At 73.4% G+C, this 16,938-nt stretch carries 15 protein-coding genes; 7 read left to right on the plus strand and 8 right to left on the minus strand.

What is annotated here, in order from left to right; genetic code table 11:
• Nucleotides 1-222: 222 nt before the first annotated feature.
• The 4 genes from ACIBBD_RS15395 to ACIBBD_RS15410 are packed head-to-tail and all read left to right on the plus strand — an operon-like array spanning nt 223 to nt 4,128.
• Nucleotides 223-513, plus strand: a complete 291-nt coding sequence (locus ACIBBD_RS15395) for a hypothetical protein (protein ID WP_399419880.1) — start codon at nt 223-225, stop codon at nt 511-513.
• Nucleotides 514-548: 35 nt separating this feature from the next.
• On the plus strand, nt 549-1,382 hold the full coding sequence (locus tag ACIBBD_RS15400) for a hypothetical protein (RefSeq protein ID WP_399419881.1): 834 nt from the start codon (nt 549-551) through the stop codon (nt 1,380-1,382).
• Between the two features lie 17 nt (nt 1,383-1,399).
• Entirely contained in the window at nt 1,400-3,364 is a 1,965-nt protein-coding gene (locus ACIBBD_RS15405; RefSeq protein WP_399419882.1) for a fumarate reductase/succinate dehydrogenase flavoprotein subunit, read from the plus strand.
• Nucleotides 3,361-4,128, plus strand: coding sequence for a succinate dehydrogenase/fumarate reductase iron-sulfur subunit (locus ACIBBD_RS15410; RefSeq protein WP_399419883.1), 768 nt, complete (start codon nt 3,361-3,363; stop codon nt 4,126-4,128). The genes ACIBBD_RS15405 and ACIBBD_RS15410 overlap by 4 nt, the downstream gene beginning before the upstream one ends.
• Before the next feature lie 352 nt (nt 4,129-4,480).
• Here ACIBBD_RS15410 and ACIBBD_RS15415 read toward each other — a convergent pair whose 3' ends face one another.
• Complete coding sequence (locus ACIBBD_RS15415; RefSeq protein WP_399419884.1) at nt 4,481-5,803, minus strand: hypothetical protein; 1,323 nt, start codon at nt 5,801-5,803, stop codon at nt 4,481-4,483.
• Nucleotides 5,804-5,897: 94 nt separating this feature from the next.
• Here ACIBBD_RS15415 and ACIBBD_RS15420 point away from each other — a divergent pair, with 94 nt between their 5' ends.
• Nucleotides 5,898-7,493, plus strand: coding sequence for a hypothetical protein (locus ACIBBD_RS15420; protein ID WP_399419885.1), 1,596 nt, complete (start codon nt 5,898-5,900; stop codon nt 7,491-7,493).
• On the opposite strand, the gene ACIBBD_RS15425 is transcribed toward ACIBBD_RS15420, so the two are convergent.
• The 6 genes from ACIBBD_RS15425 to ACIBBD_RS15450 form a co-directional block, all read right to left on the minus strand.
• Nucleotides 7,456-10,131 (minus strand): SpoIIE family protein phosphatase, encoded by a 2,676-nt coding sequence (locus ACIBBD_RS15425; protein WP_399419886.1) that lies wholly within the window; start codon nt 10,129-10,131, stop codon nt 7,456-7,458. The two genes, ACIBBD_RS15420 and ACIBBD_RS15425, sit on opposite strands and share 38 nt — an antisense overlap.
• Before the next feature lie 262 nt (nt 10,132-10,393).
• A complete protein-coding gene (locus ACIBBD_RS15430; protein WP_399419887.1) occupies nt 10,394-10,801 on the minus strand; it encodes an ATP-binding protein in 408 nt (135 codons plus the stop codon).
• A gap of 295 nt (nt 10,802-11,096) precedes the next feature.
• Nucleotides 11,097-11,507 (minus strand): (deoxy)nucleoside triphosphate pyrophosphohydrolase, encoded by a 411-nt coding sequence (locus ACIBBD_RS15435; RefSeq protein WP_399419888.1) that lies wholly within the window; start codon nt 11,505-11,507, stop codon nt 11,097-11,099.
• A gap of 42 nt (nt 11,508-11,549) precedes the next feature.
• A complete protein-coding gene (locus ACIBBD_RS15440) occupies nt 11,550-11,741 on the minus strand; it encodes an SPOR domain-containing protein (protein ID WP_399419889.1) in 192 nt (63 codons plus the stop codon).
• A 504-nt stretch (nt 11,742-12,245) separates the two neighbouring features.
• Nucleotides 12,246-12,998: a GntR family transcriptional regulator gene (locus ACIBBD_RS15445; protein WP_399419890.1), complete on the minus strand. Its 753-nt coding sequence runs from the start codon at nt 12,996-12,998 to the stop codon at nt 12,246-12,248.
• Between the two features lie 147 nt (nt 12,999-13,145).
• The gene (locus ACIBBD_RS15450) at nt 13,146-14,396 is read right to left on the minus strand and encodes a DUF4190 domain-containing protein (protein ID WP_399419891.1); all 1,251 of its coding nucleotides are present in this window, start codon (nt 14,394-14,396) and stop codon (nt 13,146-13,148) included.
• Nucleotides 14,397-14,481: 85 nt separating this feature from the next.
• Here ACIBBD_RS15450 and ACIBBD_RS15455 point away from each other — a divergent pair, with 85 nt between their 5' ends.
• On the plus strand, nt 14,482-14,739 hold the full coding sequence (locus tag ACIBBD_RS15455; RefSeq protein ID WP_399419892.1) for a hypothetical protein: 258 nt from the start codon (nt 14,482-14,484) through the stop codon (nt 14,737-14,739).
• Nucleotides 14,740-14,997: 258 nt separating this feature from the next.
• Here ACIBBD_RS15455 and ACIBBD_RS15460 read toward each other — a convergent pair whose 3' ends face one another.
• Nucleotides 14,998-15,828, minus strand: coding sequence for an oxidoreductase (locus ACIBBD_RS15460; protein ID WP_399419893.1), 831 nt, complete (start codon nt 15,826-15,828; stop codon nt 14,998-15,000).
• A gap of 99 nt (nt 15,829-15,927) precedes the next feature.
• Here ACIBBD_RS15460 and ACIBBD_RS15465 point away from each other — a divergent pair, with 99 nt between their 5' ends.
• Nucleotides 15,928-16,851: a LysR family transcriptional regulator gene (locus ACIBBD_RS15465; RefSeq protein ID WP_399420121.1), complete on the plus strand. Its 924-nt coding sequence runs from the start codon at nt 15,928-15,930 to the stop codon at nt 16,849-16,851.
• Nucleotides 16,852-16,938: the final 87 nt, after the last annotated feature.

A 16,938-nucleotide genomic window follows, 5' to 3' on the forward strand; every position in this document is an offset into this window, starting at 1 on the left:
CGCCTGTCGGGGGCGACACGGCGGCGGGGACGCGTAAGCCCACCCGTGCGGAGCAACGCACTCCCCCGGCGCACACAGAGCGCGTTGGGGCGTGCACCGATGGCGTGCCATCGGCCAATCGCTGCACACGCCTTCACATCCACAGGTGTGACGCGCAACACTCGCAGGCGCATGGAGCGTCGCCGTCCAGGGCCCCGGGGCCCGCGGAAGTGAGGTCACGTCATGTCCGTGCAAGACGATCTGACAACGGTCCAGCGCTGTCTCGACGACCTGGCGCGGTCGGTGGGGCGCCTGGAGCAGCAGCTCGGCAGCGGCGGGCTGGAGATGCGCCGGGTACGCACCGACGCCACCCATCTGCGCGAGAGCGTCGCGCTGCTGCGCGAGGCGGCCGCCACCTCCGCCTCGCCCAAGCGCCCCGAACTCGTCACCATCCCCGACACTCCCTACGACGACTCCCTGTGGATCGACACGGACGACGAGGGACTCGGGGCCCGTGACCGCCGTGCCCCCTGAACCTCCCGGAGTCCCGAGCCGACCGGAGTCGTGAATTGGCCACTGGTACGGAACCGCCCGCCACCGAACCCACTCCGTCCCGCGGCGTGCGCACCGCCACGCGCGCCGCGATCACCGCGCCCCACCTGCGCACCGACCGCTGGTGGCTGGCCCCCGCGGTCACCGCCGCCGGGCTGCTGGCCTTCATCGTGTACTCGACCTGGCGGGCCTTCGCGAACGCGGACTACTACGCGGCGCCGTACGTCTCGCCGTTCTACTCGCCCTGCCTGGCGGAGAACTGCGCGCCGATGCGCGCGGGCCCCAACTGGGAGATCTTCGGCAGCTGGTGGGGCATCTCGCCCGCGGTCATCATCCTGATCTTCCCGCTCGGCTTCCGCCTGACCTGCTACTACTACCGCAAGGCCTACTACCGGGGCTTCTGGGCGTCCCCGCCGGCCTGCGCCGTGGCCGAGCCGCACCGGAAGTACACCGGTGAGACCCGCTTCCCGCTCGTCCTGCAGAACGTCCACCGGTACTTCTTCTACGCGGCGATCCCGGTCGCCGGGATCCTGACCTACGACACCGTGCTCGCCTTCCGCGACGAGCACTACGCGTGGGGCCACATGGGCCTCGGCACGCTCGTCTTCCTGGTCAACATCGTGCTGATCTGGGCGTACACGCTCTCCTGCCACTCCTGCCGGCACATCGTCGGCGGCAAGCTCAGGCACTTCTCGAAGCATCCCGTGCGCTACCGGATGTGGCAGTGGGCCGGGAAGCTGAACGCCCGGCACATGCAGCTCGCCTGGGCGTCGCTGGTGAGCGTGGCGCTCGCCGACTTCTACGTCTACCTGGTCGCGTCCGGCGCCTTCGACGATCCGCGCTTCTTCTAGATGAGTGGGGCCTTGTGATGTCCGTGGTCGACCGTCAGGAGTGGGACGTCGTCGTGGTCGGGGCCGGTGGCGCCGGCCTGCGGGCCGCCATCGAGGCGCGCGAGCGGGGCGCCCGTACGGCCGTGATCTGCAAGTCGCTGTTCGGCAAGGCGCACACCGTGATGGCCGAGGGCGGCATCGCGGCGGCGATGGCCAACGCCAACGAGCACGACAACTGGCAGGTGCACTTCCGCGACACCATGCGCGGCGGGAAGTTCCTCAACCAGTGGCGGATGGCCGAGCTGCACGCGCAGGAGGCTCCCGACCGGGTGTGGGAGCTGGAGACCTGGGGCGCCCTGTTCGACCGCACCGCGGACGGCCGGATCTCCCAGCGCAACTTCGGCGGCCATGAGTACCCGAGGCTCGCGCACGTCGGCGACCGTACGGGCCTGGAGCTGATCCGCACCCTCCAGCAGAAGATCGTCGCGCTCCAGCAGGAGGACCACCGCGAGACCGGCGACTACGAGTCCCGGCTGAAGGTGTTCCAGGAGTGCACGGTCACCCGGGTCCTGAAGACCGGGCCCGACGGCGACTCCGCCACGGGCCCGGGGCGGGTCTCCGGGGTCTTCGCCTACGACCGCGAGACCGGCCGCTTCTTCGTCCTCGAGGCCCCCGCCGTGGTGATCGCGACCGGCGGCATCGGCAAGTCGTTCAAGGTGACGTCGAACTCGTGGGAGTACACGGGCGACGGCCACGCCCTCGCCCTGCTCGCCGGGGCACCCCTGCTGAACATGGAGTTCGTGCAGTTCCACCCGACCGGCATGGTCTGGCCGCCGTCGGTCAAGGGCATCCTCGTCACCGAGTCCGTGCGCGGTGACGGCGGGGTGCTCAGGAACTCCGAGGGCAAGCGGTTCATGTTCGACTACATCCCCGACGTCTTCAAGGACAAGTACGCCGAGTCCGAGGACGAGGCCGACCGCTGGTACGACGACCCGGACGACAACCGGCGTCCACCGGAGCTGCTGCCGCGGGACGAGGTCGCCCGCGCCATCAACGCCGAGGTGAAGGCGGGCCGCGGCTCCCCGCACGGCGGCGTCTTCCTGGACGTGTCGACGCGGATGCCCGCCGAGGTCATCAAGCGCCGGCTGCCGTCGATGTACCACCAGTTCAAGGAGCTGGCGGACGTCGACATCACCGCGGAGGCGATGGAGGTCGGGCCGACCTGCCACTACGTGATGGGCGGCATCGCCGTCGACTCCGACACGGCCGCCGCGCGCGGGGTGCCGGGGCTGTACGCGGCCGGCGAGGTCGCCGGCGGCATGCACGGCTCCAACCGGCTCGGCGGCAACTCCCTCTCCGACCTGCTGGTCTTCGGCCGCCGGGCGGGCTGGCACGCGGCCGAGTACGCGGCGGCCCTGGCCGTCCGGCCGGCCGTCGACGACACCGAGGTCGACACGGCCGCCGCGGAGGCGCTGCGCCCCTTCTCGGCGGAGAGCGGGAGCGGGGAACCGTCCGGGGCGCCGGCGGAGAACCCGTACACCCTGCACCAGGAACTCCAGCAGGCCATGAACGACCTGGTCGGCATCATCCGCCGGGACGGCGAGATGGTCCAGGCCCTGAAGAAGCTCGCCGAGCTGCGCGTCCGGGCCCGGCGGGCCGGGGTGGAGGGCCACCGCCAGTTCAACCCCGGCTGGCACCTCGCCCTGGACCTGCGGAACATGCTGCTGGTCAGCGAGTGCGTGGCGCGGGCCGCGCTGGAGCGCACCGAGTCGCGCGGCGGCCACACCCGCGAGGACCACCCGACGATGGACCGCGCCTGGCGCAACGTGAACCTGCTGTGCCGGCTGACCGACCCGACGGGCGGCCTGGCGGCCACCGACCCGACGCACGGGCAGATCACCCTCACCCGGGAGACCACCGACCCCATCCGCCCGGACCTGCTCGCCCTCTTCGCGAAGGAGGAGCTGGTCAAGTACCTCGCCGAAGAGGAGCTGTACGAGTGAGCAGCTACGAGGCCCGCTTCAAGGTGTGGCGGGGCGACACGCAGGGCGGCGGCCTGGAGGACTTCGCGGTCGAGGTCAACGACGGCGAGGTCGTCCTGGACATCATCCACCGCCTCCAGGCGACCCAGGCTCCCGACCTCGCCGTCCGCTGGAACTGCAAGGCGGGCAAGTGCGGATCGTGCTCGGCGGAGATCAACGGGCGGCCCCGGCTGATGTGCATGACCCGCATGTCGGTGTTCGACCGGGAGGAGACGATCACCGTCACGCCCCTGCGCGCCTTCCCGGTCATCCGCGACCTGGTGACGGACGTCGGCTACAACTACCGGAAGGCCAGGGAGATCCCCGCGTTCGTCCCGCCCGCGGGGGTGGGGCCGGGCGAGTACCGCATGTTCCAGGAGGACGTGGACCGGCCGCAGGAGTTCCGCAAGTGCATCGAGTGCTTCCTGTGCCAGGACACCTGCCATGTGGTCCGTGACCACGAGGAGAACAAGCAGGCCTTCGCCGGCCCGCGCTTCCTGATGCGGATCGCGGAGCTGGACATGCACCCGCTGGACGCGGCGGACGAGACCGGCCTGGACCGCAAGCGCACCGCCCAGGACGAGCACGGTCTCGGCTACTGCAACATCACCAAGTGCTGCACGGAGGTCTGCCCCGAGGGCATCAGGATCACGGACAACGCGCTGATCCCCTTGAAGGAGCGGGCCGTGGACCGCAAGTACGACCCGCTCGTGTGGCTCGGCGACAAGATCCGGCGGCGCGCCTGAGCCACCCCGGGCCCCACCTCCCGGGCAGGGGGCCGCCGACCAGGGTCAGGGCCCTGCGCGGGCCGGCCTCCGCGACGGCGCGCGTCGGCTCCGGGTCCGGGAAGCCGCCGACCAGGAGGCGGAGGGGACCGGACGCCGGACACCAGGGACAGGCGGGTGGCCGGCCGCTGCCGCCGCGCAGCAGGACGACGCCGGCCGGGTGCGGTGCGGGCCGGTCACCGCCCGGGCGAGCGGGGTGAGATCGCCGGGGGCGAGGGGACGCGGGTCGCCGCGGGTCGCCGCGGGTCAGGGGGCGCCGGTCGCGGTCATGCGCCGGTTCGTCGCACCCGGTCGCGTCGGCCGCAGCCGGGTTTCAGCGGACCCAGTCCTTCCGGTACGCCGCCCAGTCCGCCTCCTTCGCCGCGAAGTCGACGTACAGCGCGACGCCGAAGTCGGCGCGGTCGGCGTCCGTGCGGGACAGGCCGAGGCGGACGCCCCGGACGGCGGCGGAGACCGTCTCGGCGGACTCGTGGTGGCCGATGTCGCTCTCGTGGAAGAAGGGCAGGCCCATCAGCAGATCGGTGGTGGGCGGGGTGACCTCCAGGGCGAGGGAGGTCTGCTGGGCGACATAGCCGCCGTACATGCTCTCCAGCGGCATGGCGGTGTCGTAGGACATGACGGCGATCTGGTCGACGCGGCGGGCGACCTGGCCGAAGAACTCCTGCGACCACCACTTGGGGTGGCCGGTGAGGGAGCCGGCGACGGAGTGCAGGGCGGGCAGCGGGTCTATCTGGTGGGCGGCGACGGAGAGCGGGGCGTCCTCGGCGGCGGTCACGCGGTGCAGGGCGTCGAGGAGGGTGAGGTAGTCCCGGTCGCCGGAGTGCAGCGGCTCCAGGTCGAAGTGGGCGCCCTCGAAGCCGGCGGCGAGGATCTCGCGGGTCGAGCGCACCACGGCGGCCCGCGTCCGCGCGCGCTCCAGCCGCATGCCGCGCGGTCCCTCACTGGCGAGCACGTCACCGAGCCAGGCGTGGACCCTGATCCCGGGCATCTCGCGGTGCACGGCGTCGATGAACCAGGGGGCGTTGGCGTAGGCCGACCCGGGGAGCGTGCCGTCGTGTTCCAGGGGACCGGCGTGGACGTACAGATCGCGTATCCCGGTCCCCTTCAGCCGGGCGGCCAGGGCGCTGACGTCCGCGTCCTTCTTCCGCCCGTCGACCCAGGCGTGCCCGAGCCAGATGGCGTCCTTGCCGCGGGTGCGGGCGCTGTCGGCAGGGTCACCCGTGTAGTTCGCGCACAGGGCGGTGGCCGCGGCGAGCGGCGGGAGGACGAGAAGCAGGACGAGCCCGAGGAGAACCCGCCGCACCCGACGCCGACGGCTCCGCGCAGGCTTCGGCACCACCGGTTCCCCGGCCGTGTCGCCGCCGCCGTCCTGCCCGCCCGCTCCACCGGCGCGGGTTCCGTCTCCCGGTGCGGACGGCCCGGGCGGGGCGTCCGCACCGTCGGCGGCCGCGGGGACAGGGCCCTTCCCCGCTCCGGGGGCGGGGTCGGGTGACGCCGCCTCCTCCTGCTCAGCAGCCACGTCCGCGCCGCCGACCGGCGTCGCCCCCGGCCCCGCCTTCTCCGCGTCCGTGCCCGAAGCCGTCTCCCCGTTCCTCTCCCCCGCCGGTCCCGGCGCCCCGATCCGCGAGCGGTCCATCACCGTTCTCCCTCCCGTGTCGCTCCGTCGCACGGGCCCCGCCTCGGGTGTATCCCGGTCGCGGGGCCGCAGAGGCGGCCATACGCTCCGAAATGTGACGTCGTCCTTCTTCCGAGGCCGGACGCGGCGTGCCGGGGCGCACCTGTCGGTGCGGTGGGCGCGGGCCGCGCTGGGCGGTGCTGCGGGAGTCGTGTGGCTGCTGTTGCCGGGGATGACGACGGGAACGGACGTTCCGGTTGCGATCACCCGTGCCGTGTCCGCCGCGCCGGAGGAGAACGGGACGTCCGCGGTGGATCTGGTGCTGCCGCTCGCGCTGCTCGTCGCGGCGGGGGTGGCCGCGGGATACGGGTACCTGCGCCGCGTCCGCCGCAGCCGTGGCCGGACGACGCCCGGCGGGGCCGGCATATCCCCGCCCGCCGCGCCACCGCCGGCCGGTCTCGACGAGCGCGCCCGGGAGCTGCTCGTCGAGGCCGACGACAGGCTGCGCGCCGCCCGCGTGGAACTCGGCTTCGCCGAGGCGCTGTCCGGTGCGGAGGCGGTGGCTCCGTTCAGCCGTGCGCTGCGGGACGCGGAGCGCGAACTGGCGGCCGCCTTCCGGCTGCGGCAGCGCTACGACGAGGGCGTACCGGAGGAGGAGGCGGCGCGGCGGCACACGCTCGCCGGGATCGTCGGACGGTGCGAGGAGGCGGGTCGGCGGCTGGACACGGTGGCCGGCGACTTCGTGCGGCTGCGGGGGCTGGAGCAGGGGGCGGGCGGGGCGCTGGGGGTGGCGGAGACGCGGTTCCGTGAGCTGACCGTGCGCACGGGCGCGGCCGAGTCGCTGCTCGACCGGCTGGGCGCGCGTTACGCGACCACCGCGACCGCCCCCGTCGTCGGGCACGTCGAACAGGCCAAGGACCGGCTGCTCTTCGCCACCGTCCGCCTCAACCTGGCCCGGCAGGCAACCGACCTGGGCCGGCCCGGGGACGCCGCCCGGCACCTGCGCGCCGCCGAGGGTGCCGTCGCCCAGGCGGCCGTCTTCGTCGAGGGCGTCGAACGGCTGGCCGCCGAGCTGCGGGAGGCCGAGTCGATGGTCCCGGCCGCGCTGACCGGCGCGGAGGCGGACCTCGCGGCGGTGCGCGGCCCGGCCGGCGCCGGGGGCGAGCCCCTCGCCCGGTTGCTCCACGCCGACGCCGTCCTCGCCGCCGTACGCCGTGAACTGACCGCCGGGCAGCCGTACGACCCGGTCGGCGTCCTGCGCCGGATCGTGCGCGCGACCACGCCGCTGGTCCCGGGCCGGTCCGGGGTCCTCTCGGCCGCCGCCCTGCTCACCGCGCGCGCCGCCACCGCCGCGGCGGACGACTTCGTCGCGACCCACCGGGGCGCGGTGGACGCCACCCCCCGCACCCGCCTGGCGGAGGCCCGGCGGCTCCTGGCGACCGGCGCCCCCGCCGACCGCCCGCACGCCGAGACGCTGGCGCTGGAGGCCCGGGAGCTGGCGGAGCAGGACGTGCGGGTGCGGGGGAACCCGTATGCGGGGGTGGCGGGCGGCGCGGCGGGCGCCTCCTCCGCCGTGAGCGCCACAGCGGGGACGTCCGGCGCCGTCCTCGGCGGCATCGTCCCCGCCGAGGATCCCGAGGGCGGCTGTCCGGCGGGCTTCGCGGCACCGCCCGTCAGAACAGGCTCAGCAACGCCTCCGCCGGGTCCGTGAGCCCGGTCTCCCCGTCCGGCAGCGGCAGTTCGAACCACACGGTCTTCCCGCGCGGGGTCCGCCGGGAGCCCCAGGCCGCGGAGAGCAGGCCCACCAGCTGCAGACCGCGGCCGCCCTCGTCGGTGTCCCGGGCGCGCCGGCGGCGGGGCTGGACGAGGCCCGCGTCCCAGACCTCGCACACGAGCGTGCGGTCGAGCAGCAGGCGCAGTCTGATCTCGCCCTCGCCGTACCGCAGCGCGTTCGTCACCAGCTCGCTGACGAGCAGCTCGGTCGTGTCGACGAGCGGTTCCAGGTCCCAGCTGAGGAGCTGGCCGCGGGCGTACTCACGGGCCCGGCCCACGCTGCGCGGCTCGCGCGGCAGTGTCCAGTCGCCGACGGACTCGGCGGGCAGGCCCTGGACACGTGCCATCAACAACGCGATGTCGTCCTCGCCGTGGTGGGTGTCGAGGGTGTTGAGGACGTGGTCGCAGACGTCCTCCAGGGGGCTGGAGGGGTCGGTCAGCGCTCCCACGAAGGCCTGGAGGCCCTCGTCCAGAGGGTGGTCGCGGGATTCGACCAGGCCGTCCGTGTAGAGCGCCAGCAGGGCGCCTTCGGGGAGTTCGACCTCCACCTCCTCGAAGGGCTCCCCGCCCACGCCGAGCGGCATGCCCGGCGGCACGTCGAGCATCAGGGCCGGCTCCCCGGGTTCGACCAGTACGGGGGGCAGGTGGCCCGCGTTGGCGAACGTACAGCGTCGGGTGACGGAGTCGTAGACGGCGTAGACGCAGGTCGCGAGGTACACCTCGGACAGGTCGGCCTCGCGGGGGCGGCGGGCGGCACGGGTGGCCTGCTGGACGCCGCCGGGGGTGCCGAGCCCGCGCGCGATCTCGTCCAACGCCGAGAGCACCTCGGCCGGTTCGAGGTCGAGCAGGGCGAGGGTGCGTACCGCCGTGCGCAGTTCACCCATGGCGACCGCGGCGCGCAGTCCGCGCCCCATCACGTCCCCCACCACCAAGGCCGTCCGGTGGCCGGGGAGTTCGATGACGTCGAACCAGTCGCCGCCGACCTCGCTGGGGCGGCCGGTGGAGACGTTGCCGGGCAGGTAGCGGCAGGCGATGTCGAGGCCGGAGGCCACCGGATCGCCGGGCGGCAGCAGCGACCGCTGCAGTATCAACGCCCGTTCGTGCTCACGCCGGTACAGGCGCGCGTTGTCGATGCAGACCGCGGCCCGGGCCGCCAGTTCCACCGCCAGATCCCGGTCCCGGTCCCCGAACGGCTCACTGCCCTTCGTCCGTGAGAACTGCGCGAGGCCCACGACGGTGTCGTGGGCGACCATCGGGACGGCGAGCGTGGACTGCACGAGGCCGCCCTCCTCGCCGGGGACGGCCTGGGGGCGGGCGGTGCGCAGGGCGTCCGCGCAGGGCGAGTTGAACGGGTAGTGGTGGACGGCGCCGACCGCGACGGGCGCGCCGGTGCCGGCGAAGGGCGCGTCGGAGACGGCGGACGAGAAGGCGACGCGGCGCAGTTCGGCGCTGCCGTCGGCGAGCCCGGGCGGGGTCTCGTCGCCGACCAGGAGCCCCTGGTACAGGTCGACGGTGGCCAGGTCGCAGAAGCCGGGCACGACGACGTCGAGGAGTTCGCGCGCGGTCGTCTCCAGGTCGAGGGAGTTCCCTATGCGGGCGCCCGCCTCGTTGAGAAGGGCGAGATTGCGCCGTGCGGCGGCGGCCTCGCGGGCGGCGGCGCGGCGGGCGGTGATGTCGGTGCCGAGCCAGGCGATGCCGATCGGGCGGCCGGAGCCGCTGTTCACGCGATAGAGGTTGATCGACCAGTGGCGGCGCTCGTCGGAACCCGGCAGGAAGCCCGTGACGTGCATGTCCGTGATGGAGTCACCGGTGCGCAGGACGCGGCGCAGGACCGCGGTGACCCGCTCGGCCTCGGGCCGGGGCAGGTAGTCGTGGACGCCCTTGCCGCGGTGGTCGTCGGGGGTTCCGCCGAAGAGGGAGGCGAACCGCTGGTTGGCGCGGCGGACCCGCAGTTCGGGGTCGATCAGCAGGAAACCGAACGGAGATTGACCGAATATCGCCTGCGAGGCGGCGAGGTCGGTCTCGATGCTGCGCAGGGTGCGGACGTCGACGACGATGCACACGGCGGCCTTCTCGCCCTCCTGGGTGCGCGTCGGCATGACGTACACCTCGGCGAGGCCGTCCTCGCCCCGCCTGCGGTCCGCGGTGCCGGGCATCCGGAAGGGGACCACGCCGGTCCACTCCCGCCCGTCGAGGATCTCGGCCATCTTGCGCTGGCCGCGTTCGCGCAGGCGCGGATCGATGAACGCGTCGATGGGGTCCATGCCGACGGCCCGCTGGGCGGGAATGCCGAAGATCTGTTCGGCACGCAGGCTCCACTGGTCGACCAGTCCGTCGGGGCCGATGGAGAACGAGGCGACCTTGATGTAGTCGTAGATCGAGCCGGGCGGACTGCTCTGCCACAGGGCGTCCCCGGCCGGCACCTCGCCCTCGCCGCCCTCGGCGACGTCGGGCGGGGCGTGTCCGGCATCGGCTGCGAGCGCGCCCGCGGCCTCGGCCACCGGGCCGTCGGCATCTGCACTCGCGCCGTCCGACGGGTCCTCGGACTCCGTGGCCTTCGCTGGTATCTCGCTCACGCGAACCGTCCCCTCCAGCTCACCGCGCCCGGCACCGGTCACCGGTGGCGGCTGCCCGCAGTATCCAGCACTACGGCGCCGCGCGGCACGGTGTTCACGATCACAGCACGGTCCAGGCGTTTTCCGGACCGTTCCGTGACAACACTTCCAGTCTTCTAACCAGCGGACACGGCCTCGAACCACACCATCCGGCACGGGTCGCCGGGGAGACCCGACGGGCAGCGCCCCCTGGGCCCTCAGCCTCCCCCACCGGGTCGCGGTTTCACTCGGGCACCCCCAGTTCGAACCACACCGTCTTGCCGGTGTCACCCGGACGAGTTCCCCAGCGGCGCGAGGAGGAGGCCACCAGTTGCAGCCCGCGGCCGCTCTCGTCGTCGGGCCGGGCGGCGCGCTCGCGCGGCGGGTCCGGCAGCGGGTCGGAGACCTCCACCAGCAGCACGCCGTCCAGACGGGCGGGGCGGACCAGGCGGACGCCGATGGGGCCGGTGGCGTGCCGCAGGGCGTTCGTCACCAGTTCGCTGACCAGCAGGGCCGCGAGATCACCGAGACTGTCCAGCTCCCAGCCGCGCAACTGTCCCCGCACCGCGCTGCGGGCGGTGCGCACCGCGCCGGGCTCCGCGGGAAACGTCCACTCGGCGTGGTGGCCTTCGGTGTCGATCACGCCGATCACTTCCCGAGCCAGCGAGGTACACCCATGTCCGATTTCTTGGGGTTAATGGGCACATACCCGATATCCGGGGGCCAGTACCGCACGGGAGGGGGCACGGTGGCACCAACGGCGTATCAGATACAGGGGGTCGGAAGACGGCCGGAGGAAACGGGGGTTCGAGCACGGAGACCGGAGCGGGAGGAAGGCAGGAGCCGGTCGATGAGGCCGGGAGCCGGGGGGAGGCAGGGGTCGGCGCGGAAGCCGGTCGGACGCGGGAGGCTCGGTGCGGGACCCGGACTCGCAGGCCGGGCGGGGGTCAACGCGTTCTCGTCCCCAGCCGCGTGATCGTCTCCCGTACGGCCGGCACGTCCTGGTCTAGCCAGTCCACGTCCCAGATCTCGTCGGGGGTGAGCCAGCGCAGGGCGTCGTGGTCCTCCAGGGGCGCGGGGGCCGGCGAGCCGGGGCGCAGGCGGGCGGTCCAGACATGCAGGACGTACGGCGGTCTCAGGGGCCACTCCCCCGGCACCCGCTCCACGGCCTCGGCGGTCACGCCCAGTTCCTCGCGCAGTTCACGCACGAGGGCCTCCTCGGGCCGCTCACCCGGCTCGACCTTGCCGCCGGGCAGTTCCCAGCGCCCGGCGAGGTCCTCGGGCGCGCTCCGGCGCGCGGCGAGCAGGCGGTCGCCGTCGAGCAGGGCGGCCCCGACCACCACGATCCGTTCCGTCATGCGCCGGAGCCTACGGGAACGGGCGCAGGCCGGTCCCGTCGGTCAGTTCCGGGACGCGTCCCCGGTCTGGCCGATGCGTTCGACCCAGTAGAGCTGCTTGTGTCCGCGGTGGTCGAGACTGTCGGCGATCTTCTCGGCCTCGGCCCGCGTCGCGTACCGGCCGACGCGGTACCGGTTGCCGTTGTCGTCCTGCCGTATGACGAGCCAGGGCAGAGAGATGGTGCTGTCGTTCATCGCGCCCCTCCGCTTCCCGTTCGCGGCCCGCACCGCGCCCCGCCCTCTAAGGAAACCGCAATCCGCATATGCCCGAGCGTACGCCTAACCTTTACGCAGCGAACACGGCTTTTCACGAACAGGTACGCAACCGGCCAAGACGGAGGGGGCGCACGTGGCCGAACGCGCCGTGCGCGCGGCGCGACGCCTCCGGTCGGCGGCATGCCGGCCATCCGGCGGGCTACCTGCGGGAACGACGGGAATCGACCGGATTCCGACGGCGCGTGAGCGACCTCGCGGCGCGCGGTTTCCGGGGGCAACTGCCGGAAGGGTGTGCGCTGTCTCACGCGACGCGCCACCTCCCCGCGGAAACGCCCCCGTCCCACCGACAGCCGGAACGCCAACCATTCGCCCACGGGGGCAGGGAAGCCGGTGCGCCAGGGGCGGGGGCCGCGCGGGTATCACCTCACCCGGGAGGAACCCCGGTCTCACCTCACCGGGGGTGAAACCCCGGCCGGGTCCCGGTTACTTCACCGGCAGGTGGTACGCCACCCGGTAGCGGTCCGCCGGGATCACCACGTCGGCCGTCTCCACCGGACGGCCCGACGCGTAGAACGTGCGGTGGACGACCAGGACGACGTGGCCCGGGACGCCGCCGAGGGCGAGGAGTTCCTCGGCGAGGCCGGGGCGGGCGCCGACCTCCTCGGTGACGTTGTCGACGATGACGTCGATGGCGCGCATGCGCTCGACGACGCCCATGCCGCCGAGCGGGCCCTCCTCGGGCAGCATGACGGGCGTGCGGCCGGTGACGGCGAGGGGCTCCCAGGAGGTGGAGAGCATCATCGCCTCGCCCGCCTCCCGGAAGACGTACTTCGTGCACATCACACGGTCGCCGGGCTGGATGCCGAGCCGATCGGCGACGGCCCGGCTCGCCTCGGTCTGCTCGCTGCTGGACTCCCAGGTGCCGCGCGTGCGGGCGTCGGCCTGCTCCTGCCGGAACGGCGTGGCACCGCCGGCCGGGCGGTAGCCGGAGCGGGCGATCCGGCGCGGCACCGGCCGCTCACGGACGTACGTCCCGGACCCGGAGCGGCCCTCGACCAAGCCCTCGGCCATCAGGACCTTGCGCGCCTCCAGGGCGACGGTGTCGGAGACGCCGTACTCCTCGCGGATCCTCGCCTGGGACGGGAGGCGGGCGTGCGGTGGCAGCGAGCCGTCGACGATCTTCTTACGGAGATCACCCGCGACGCGCAGGTACGCCGGCTGCTCACCGAATGTCACTGGCCGCTCCCATCAGGTTGTACAGACAGCTACAGCCTGGCAACCGTGGGTTGTGCCACGCAAGCAAAGGCCAGAGAACCACTCGATGTGATGACTTATCCCGGGGAGGGGCTTTACCCAGGCACTTTCTCCCCGCTATGGACGTGATCACACATCGAGACCGCCTGCGTCCCCGCTGCCGCTGCCGCTCTCGGAGTCCTCCTCGTAGGTGGGCGGGGTGGTGGCCAGCCCCAGAGCCTCGCGCGCGGTGACGGTTGTGTCGCCGTCGACGTAGTCGTAGGCGTTGTCGTAGTGCTCGTAGAAGGCGTCCACGTCGGAGGCGTCCGCCGCCTTCGCCCACTCCCCGGCGGCGTCCTCCATGTCCTTCACCAGGTCGGCGACCGCCGTCTGCGCGTCGGCGGGCCAGGTGTGCCCGCGCAGCGCCTCGGCCTGCTCGCCGGTGACGTCCCCGGCCTCGCCCGCCCAGGTCTGGTTGGCCTGAAGGTCCTCCTCGGCGTACTCCTCCGGCTCCTCGTAGAGCACCTCGTCGACGGCGGCCATCGCCTTCAGGAAGGCCAGTTGGTCGGCGTCGAGGGTGGTCTCGTCGGCGCGCAGCGAGCCGGTGAGCGTGCCGCGCTCGTCGGTGTTGGCGAAGACGCAGGTGATCTCGCGGTCGCCCCAGCTCCAGCTGTCACGGGTGGGCGTGAGGTAGTAGATGTCCACCTCGTCGGTCAGCGCCCAGGGGTCCATCGCGTAGGTGTCCTGGAGCGGGTAGCACTTGTCCTCGGCCGTGTCCGTGACGTAGTCGTCGCCCGGGTAGCTGGTGCCGGAGAGCGGGATGGTGCCGAAGACCTCGCCGTCGTGCTCACCGGAGCAGGGCACCTTGTCGACGTCGTAGACGTCCTCGTGGAAGGTGTCGCCGGGCACGTCGAAGCACTCGCCCTCGGCGAGCGAGAGGCTGGTGTTGCCGGTGCCCTCCTTGAACCCCTCCCAGAAGGCGGAGGCGCCGCCGGTGGCCAGCATCACCACCCACAGCGCGAGCCCGAGGGACGACAGCACCATGCCGCCGATCGCCATGCCCTTGCCGCGCTCCCCGGCTCTGCGGATCTGCAGAAGCGCGATGATCCCGAGGATCAGCCCCACGGCCGGCAGGAAGCACAGCACGCCGAGGACGAGCGCGGCGATGGCGACCCCGTTGACCGGAGCGGGCCGGCTGAGCGGCAGGTAGCCCTGCCCCCACACCGGGTACGGCGGCCCTCCGTGAGGCCCTTGGCGCGGCCCCTGGGCCGGGCCCTGGGCCGGGCCCTGATACGGACCCTGAGCCGGCCCCTGCGGGTGGGGAGCGTACGGGCCCTGCGGCTGCGGAGGCTGGTACGGGTCCTGGGGCTGCTGGGGCCCGGAGGGCGGAGGTATGGACACGAGTACCGTGCTCCTGACTGACGCAGAACTGTTGTACGACTGGGCGCATGGTAAGCGCGGCGCGAGCGGGGGCGGTACGGGGGGCGTGAATGCGGCGATCCGGGCAGTGGACGGGCTGACCGCGCGGTGGTCCGGCGCCGCCGAGGGCAAGTCGGTCTCCTCGGCCGCCGGAGTCCGGCCGCTGCCGGCCCTGCCGGCGGACGGCACGGCGGGCCCCGCGCGGGAGGAGCCGGCGGAGGCGCTCGGCATGCCGGCCGGTCAGGCGGGCCGGGCAGCAGGGGAGTTGCCCGCCTCCCCGGCCGCGTCCCCGACCTCACGGGGCAATCCACCTAGGGCCCTGTGACCTGGGCCACACTGGTGCCGCGCGAGGAACGGGAGGCCGGGCTGGCGGCTGCGCGCGTTCCCCGACGGCCGGGTCACCGAGGCGAAGCTCCTCGATGACACCGGGATCGACGTCCATCCGCCGCTCGCCGACGAACACATGACACCGGGACGGGCAGGACGGGGCGGAGGGAGACCAGGGCGGGCCGGGGGGGACCGGGGCGGGTCCGAGGAGGACCATGACGGGTCCGAGGGGGACGCGCCGGTCGTCGTCCGGGCGTCAGTCGTCGAACGCCGTGTCCCGCGCCCGCTTCTCCCAGGGCGCGATGTCGGCCCGTACGGCGTCCAGATGGCCGAGGACGGCCGTGACGCCGTCGTCGCCGAGCGGCAGGCGCAGCGGGGTCTCCTCCGCCTCGAGGGCGGCGAGGATGAGCGCGGCGGCCTTCGCCGGGTCGCCGGGCTGGCTGCCGTCACCGCCGGAGACGACGCCGCGGGTGTCGCTCACCTTGCCGTACACCCCGCTGTCGGCGCTGGCGCCGGCCCGGCCGGTCTCGAACAGCCCGGTGCGGAAGGCGCCCGGCTCCACGATCAGCACCTTGATCCCGAACTCCCGCACCTCGTCGGCGAGGCCCTCGCTCAGACCCTCCAGCGCGAACTTGGTCCCGCTGTACGCCGAGAAGCCCGCGAACGACATCTGCCCACCCATGCTGCTCATCTGCACGATCGCGCCCGAGCGCCGTTCCCGCATGGACGGCAGCACGGCGCGGGTGAGCGCGGCCGGCCCGAAGACGTGCACGTCGAACAGGGCCCGCAGCTCGGCTTCCGTGGTCTCCTCGAAGGCCCCGACGTGCGTCCGGCCCGCGTTGTTGACGAGCACGTCGATCCGCCCGTGCCGCGCCACGACATCCCGTACGGCGGCCTCCGCGGCGGCCGTGTCGGCGACGTCCAGCGACAGCGCCTCCACCTGGTCGGGGTGGGCGGCCACCAGGTCCGCCAGCCCCTCGGTCCGCCGGGCCGCGCCGATCACCACATCGCCCTCGGCCAGCGCCGCCTCGGCGATCGCCCGCCCGAAGCCGCTGCTCGCGCCCGTGATCAGCCACACCTTGTCCATGACCACTCCCCATCGGTCGATCAGTTGTCGATCTCTGTGCGACCAGCCTGTGGGAAAAGGCGGTTGCCCGTCCAAGACCCACGGTGATAACCGATGGCCATGACGACCGACGTCCATGTCCGGGACCTGCGCTACTTCACCGCCGTGGCCGAGGAGCTGCACTTCACGCGGGCGGCCGAGCGGCTGTACGTGTCGCAGCCCGCGTTGAGCAAGCAGATCCGCGCGCTGGAGCGGCAGTTGGGCGTGGAGCTGTTCCGGCGCGACCGGCACGGCGTGGCGCTGACGGCGGCGGGCACGGCGCTGCTGCCGCACGCCCGGCAGGTGCTCGACGCCTGGGCGCAGGGCACGGCCGTGGTGGAGCGGACGCGGGCGGCGGAGCGCGGCACGCTGGTCGTCGGGATGAGCACCAGCCCGGGCCGCGGCGGTTTACTGCCCGCGATCCGCTCCCGGTTCACGGCCGCGCACCCGGGGACCGTCGTCCGGCTGCGCCAGGTCAACTGGTCCGATCCGAGCGCCGGCCTCGCCGGCGGTGAGTCGGACGTGGCCTTCGTCTGGCTGCCGCTGCCCGACCAGGACCGCTACGCCTGGACCCCGATCGCCGAGGAAGCCGTCCACGTCGCCCTCCCGGAGACCCACCCCCTGGCCGCCCGTGCCGAGATCGACTTCACCGACCTGCTGGACGAGCCGTTCCTGGCCCTCCCCGAGAGCTCCGGCCCCCTCCGCGACCACTGGCTCGCCCTGGACGCCCGCGACGGCCGCCCGCCCCGCATCGGCGCCGAGATCGCCGGCACCGAGGAGACGTACGAGGCGCTCGTCGCCGGCCTGGGCGTCTGCCTGGTGGCCACGGGCAACGTGCCGCTGCTCACCCTCGGCGGCGTGACCACCCGCCCGGTCCACGGCGTCGCCCCCAGCCGCTACGTCCTGGCCTGGCGCCGCGAGGACGAGGACCGCCCGCTGGTGCGGGGGTACGCGCGGGCCTGCCGCCTGGCCGTGGCGGGGGGAGCGGTGCCGCCCATGACGTAGCGTCCACACCCCTTCCCCCGACGGCCACTTGCTCCAGCGAGGCCGGTCCATGGCAGACAGGCGTCCGTGTCGGCCCGGGTCCAGGTC

The sequence above is a fragment of the Streptomyces sp. NPDC051315 genome (assembly GCF_044455165.1).
Taxonomy (GTDB): domain Bacteria; phylum Actinomycetota; class Actinomycetes; order Streptomycetales; family Streptomycetaceae; genus Streptomyces.

What these genes read in the sequence shown, in the direction of transcription:
- ACIBBD_RS15465 (WP_399420121.1), top strand. Translation starts at nt 15,928, where the DNA reads ATGACGACCGACGTCCATGTCCGGGACCTGCGCTACTTCACCGCCGTG.
- ACIBBD_RS15460 (WP_399419893.1), bottom strand. Translation starts at nt 15,828, where the DNA reads ATGGACAAGGTGTGGCTGATCACGGGCGCGAGCAGCGGCTTCGGGCGG.
- ACIBBD_RS15415 (WP_399419884.1), bottom strand. Translation starts at nt 5,803, where the DNA reads ATGGACCGCTCGCGGATCGGGGCGCCGGGACCGGCGGGGGAGAGGAAC.
- ACIBBD_RS15440 (WP_399419889.1), bottom strand. Translation starts at nt 11,741, where the DNA reads ATGAACGACAGCACCATCTCTCTGCCCTGGCTCGTCATACGGCAGGAC.
- ACIBBD_RS15405 (WP_399419882.1), top strand. Translation starts at nt 1,400, where the DNA reads ATGTCCGTGGTCGACCGTCAGGAGTGGGACGTCGTCGTGGTCGGGGCC.
- ACIBBD_RS15435 (WP_399419888.1), bottom strand. Translation starts at nt 11,507, where the DNA reads ATGACGGAACGGATCGTGGTGGTCGGGGCCGCCCTGCTCGACGGCGAC.
- ACIBBD_RS15395 (WP_399419880.1), top strand. Translation starts at nt 223, where the DNA reads ATGTCCGTGCAAGACGATCTGACAACGGTCCAGCGCTGTCTCGACGAC.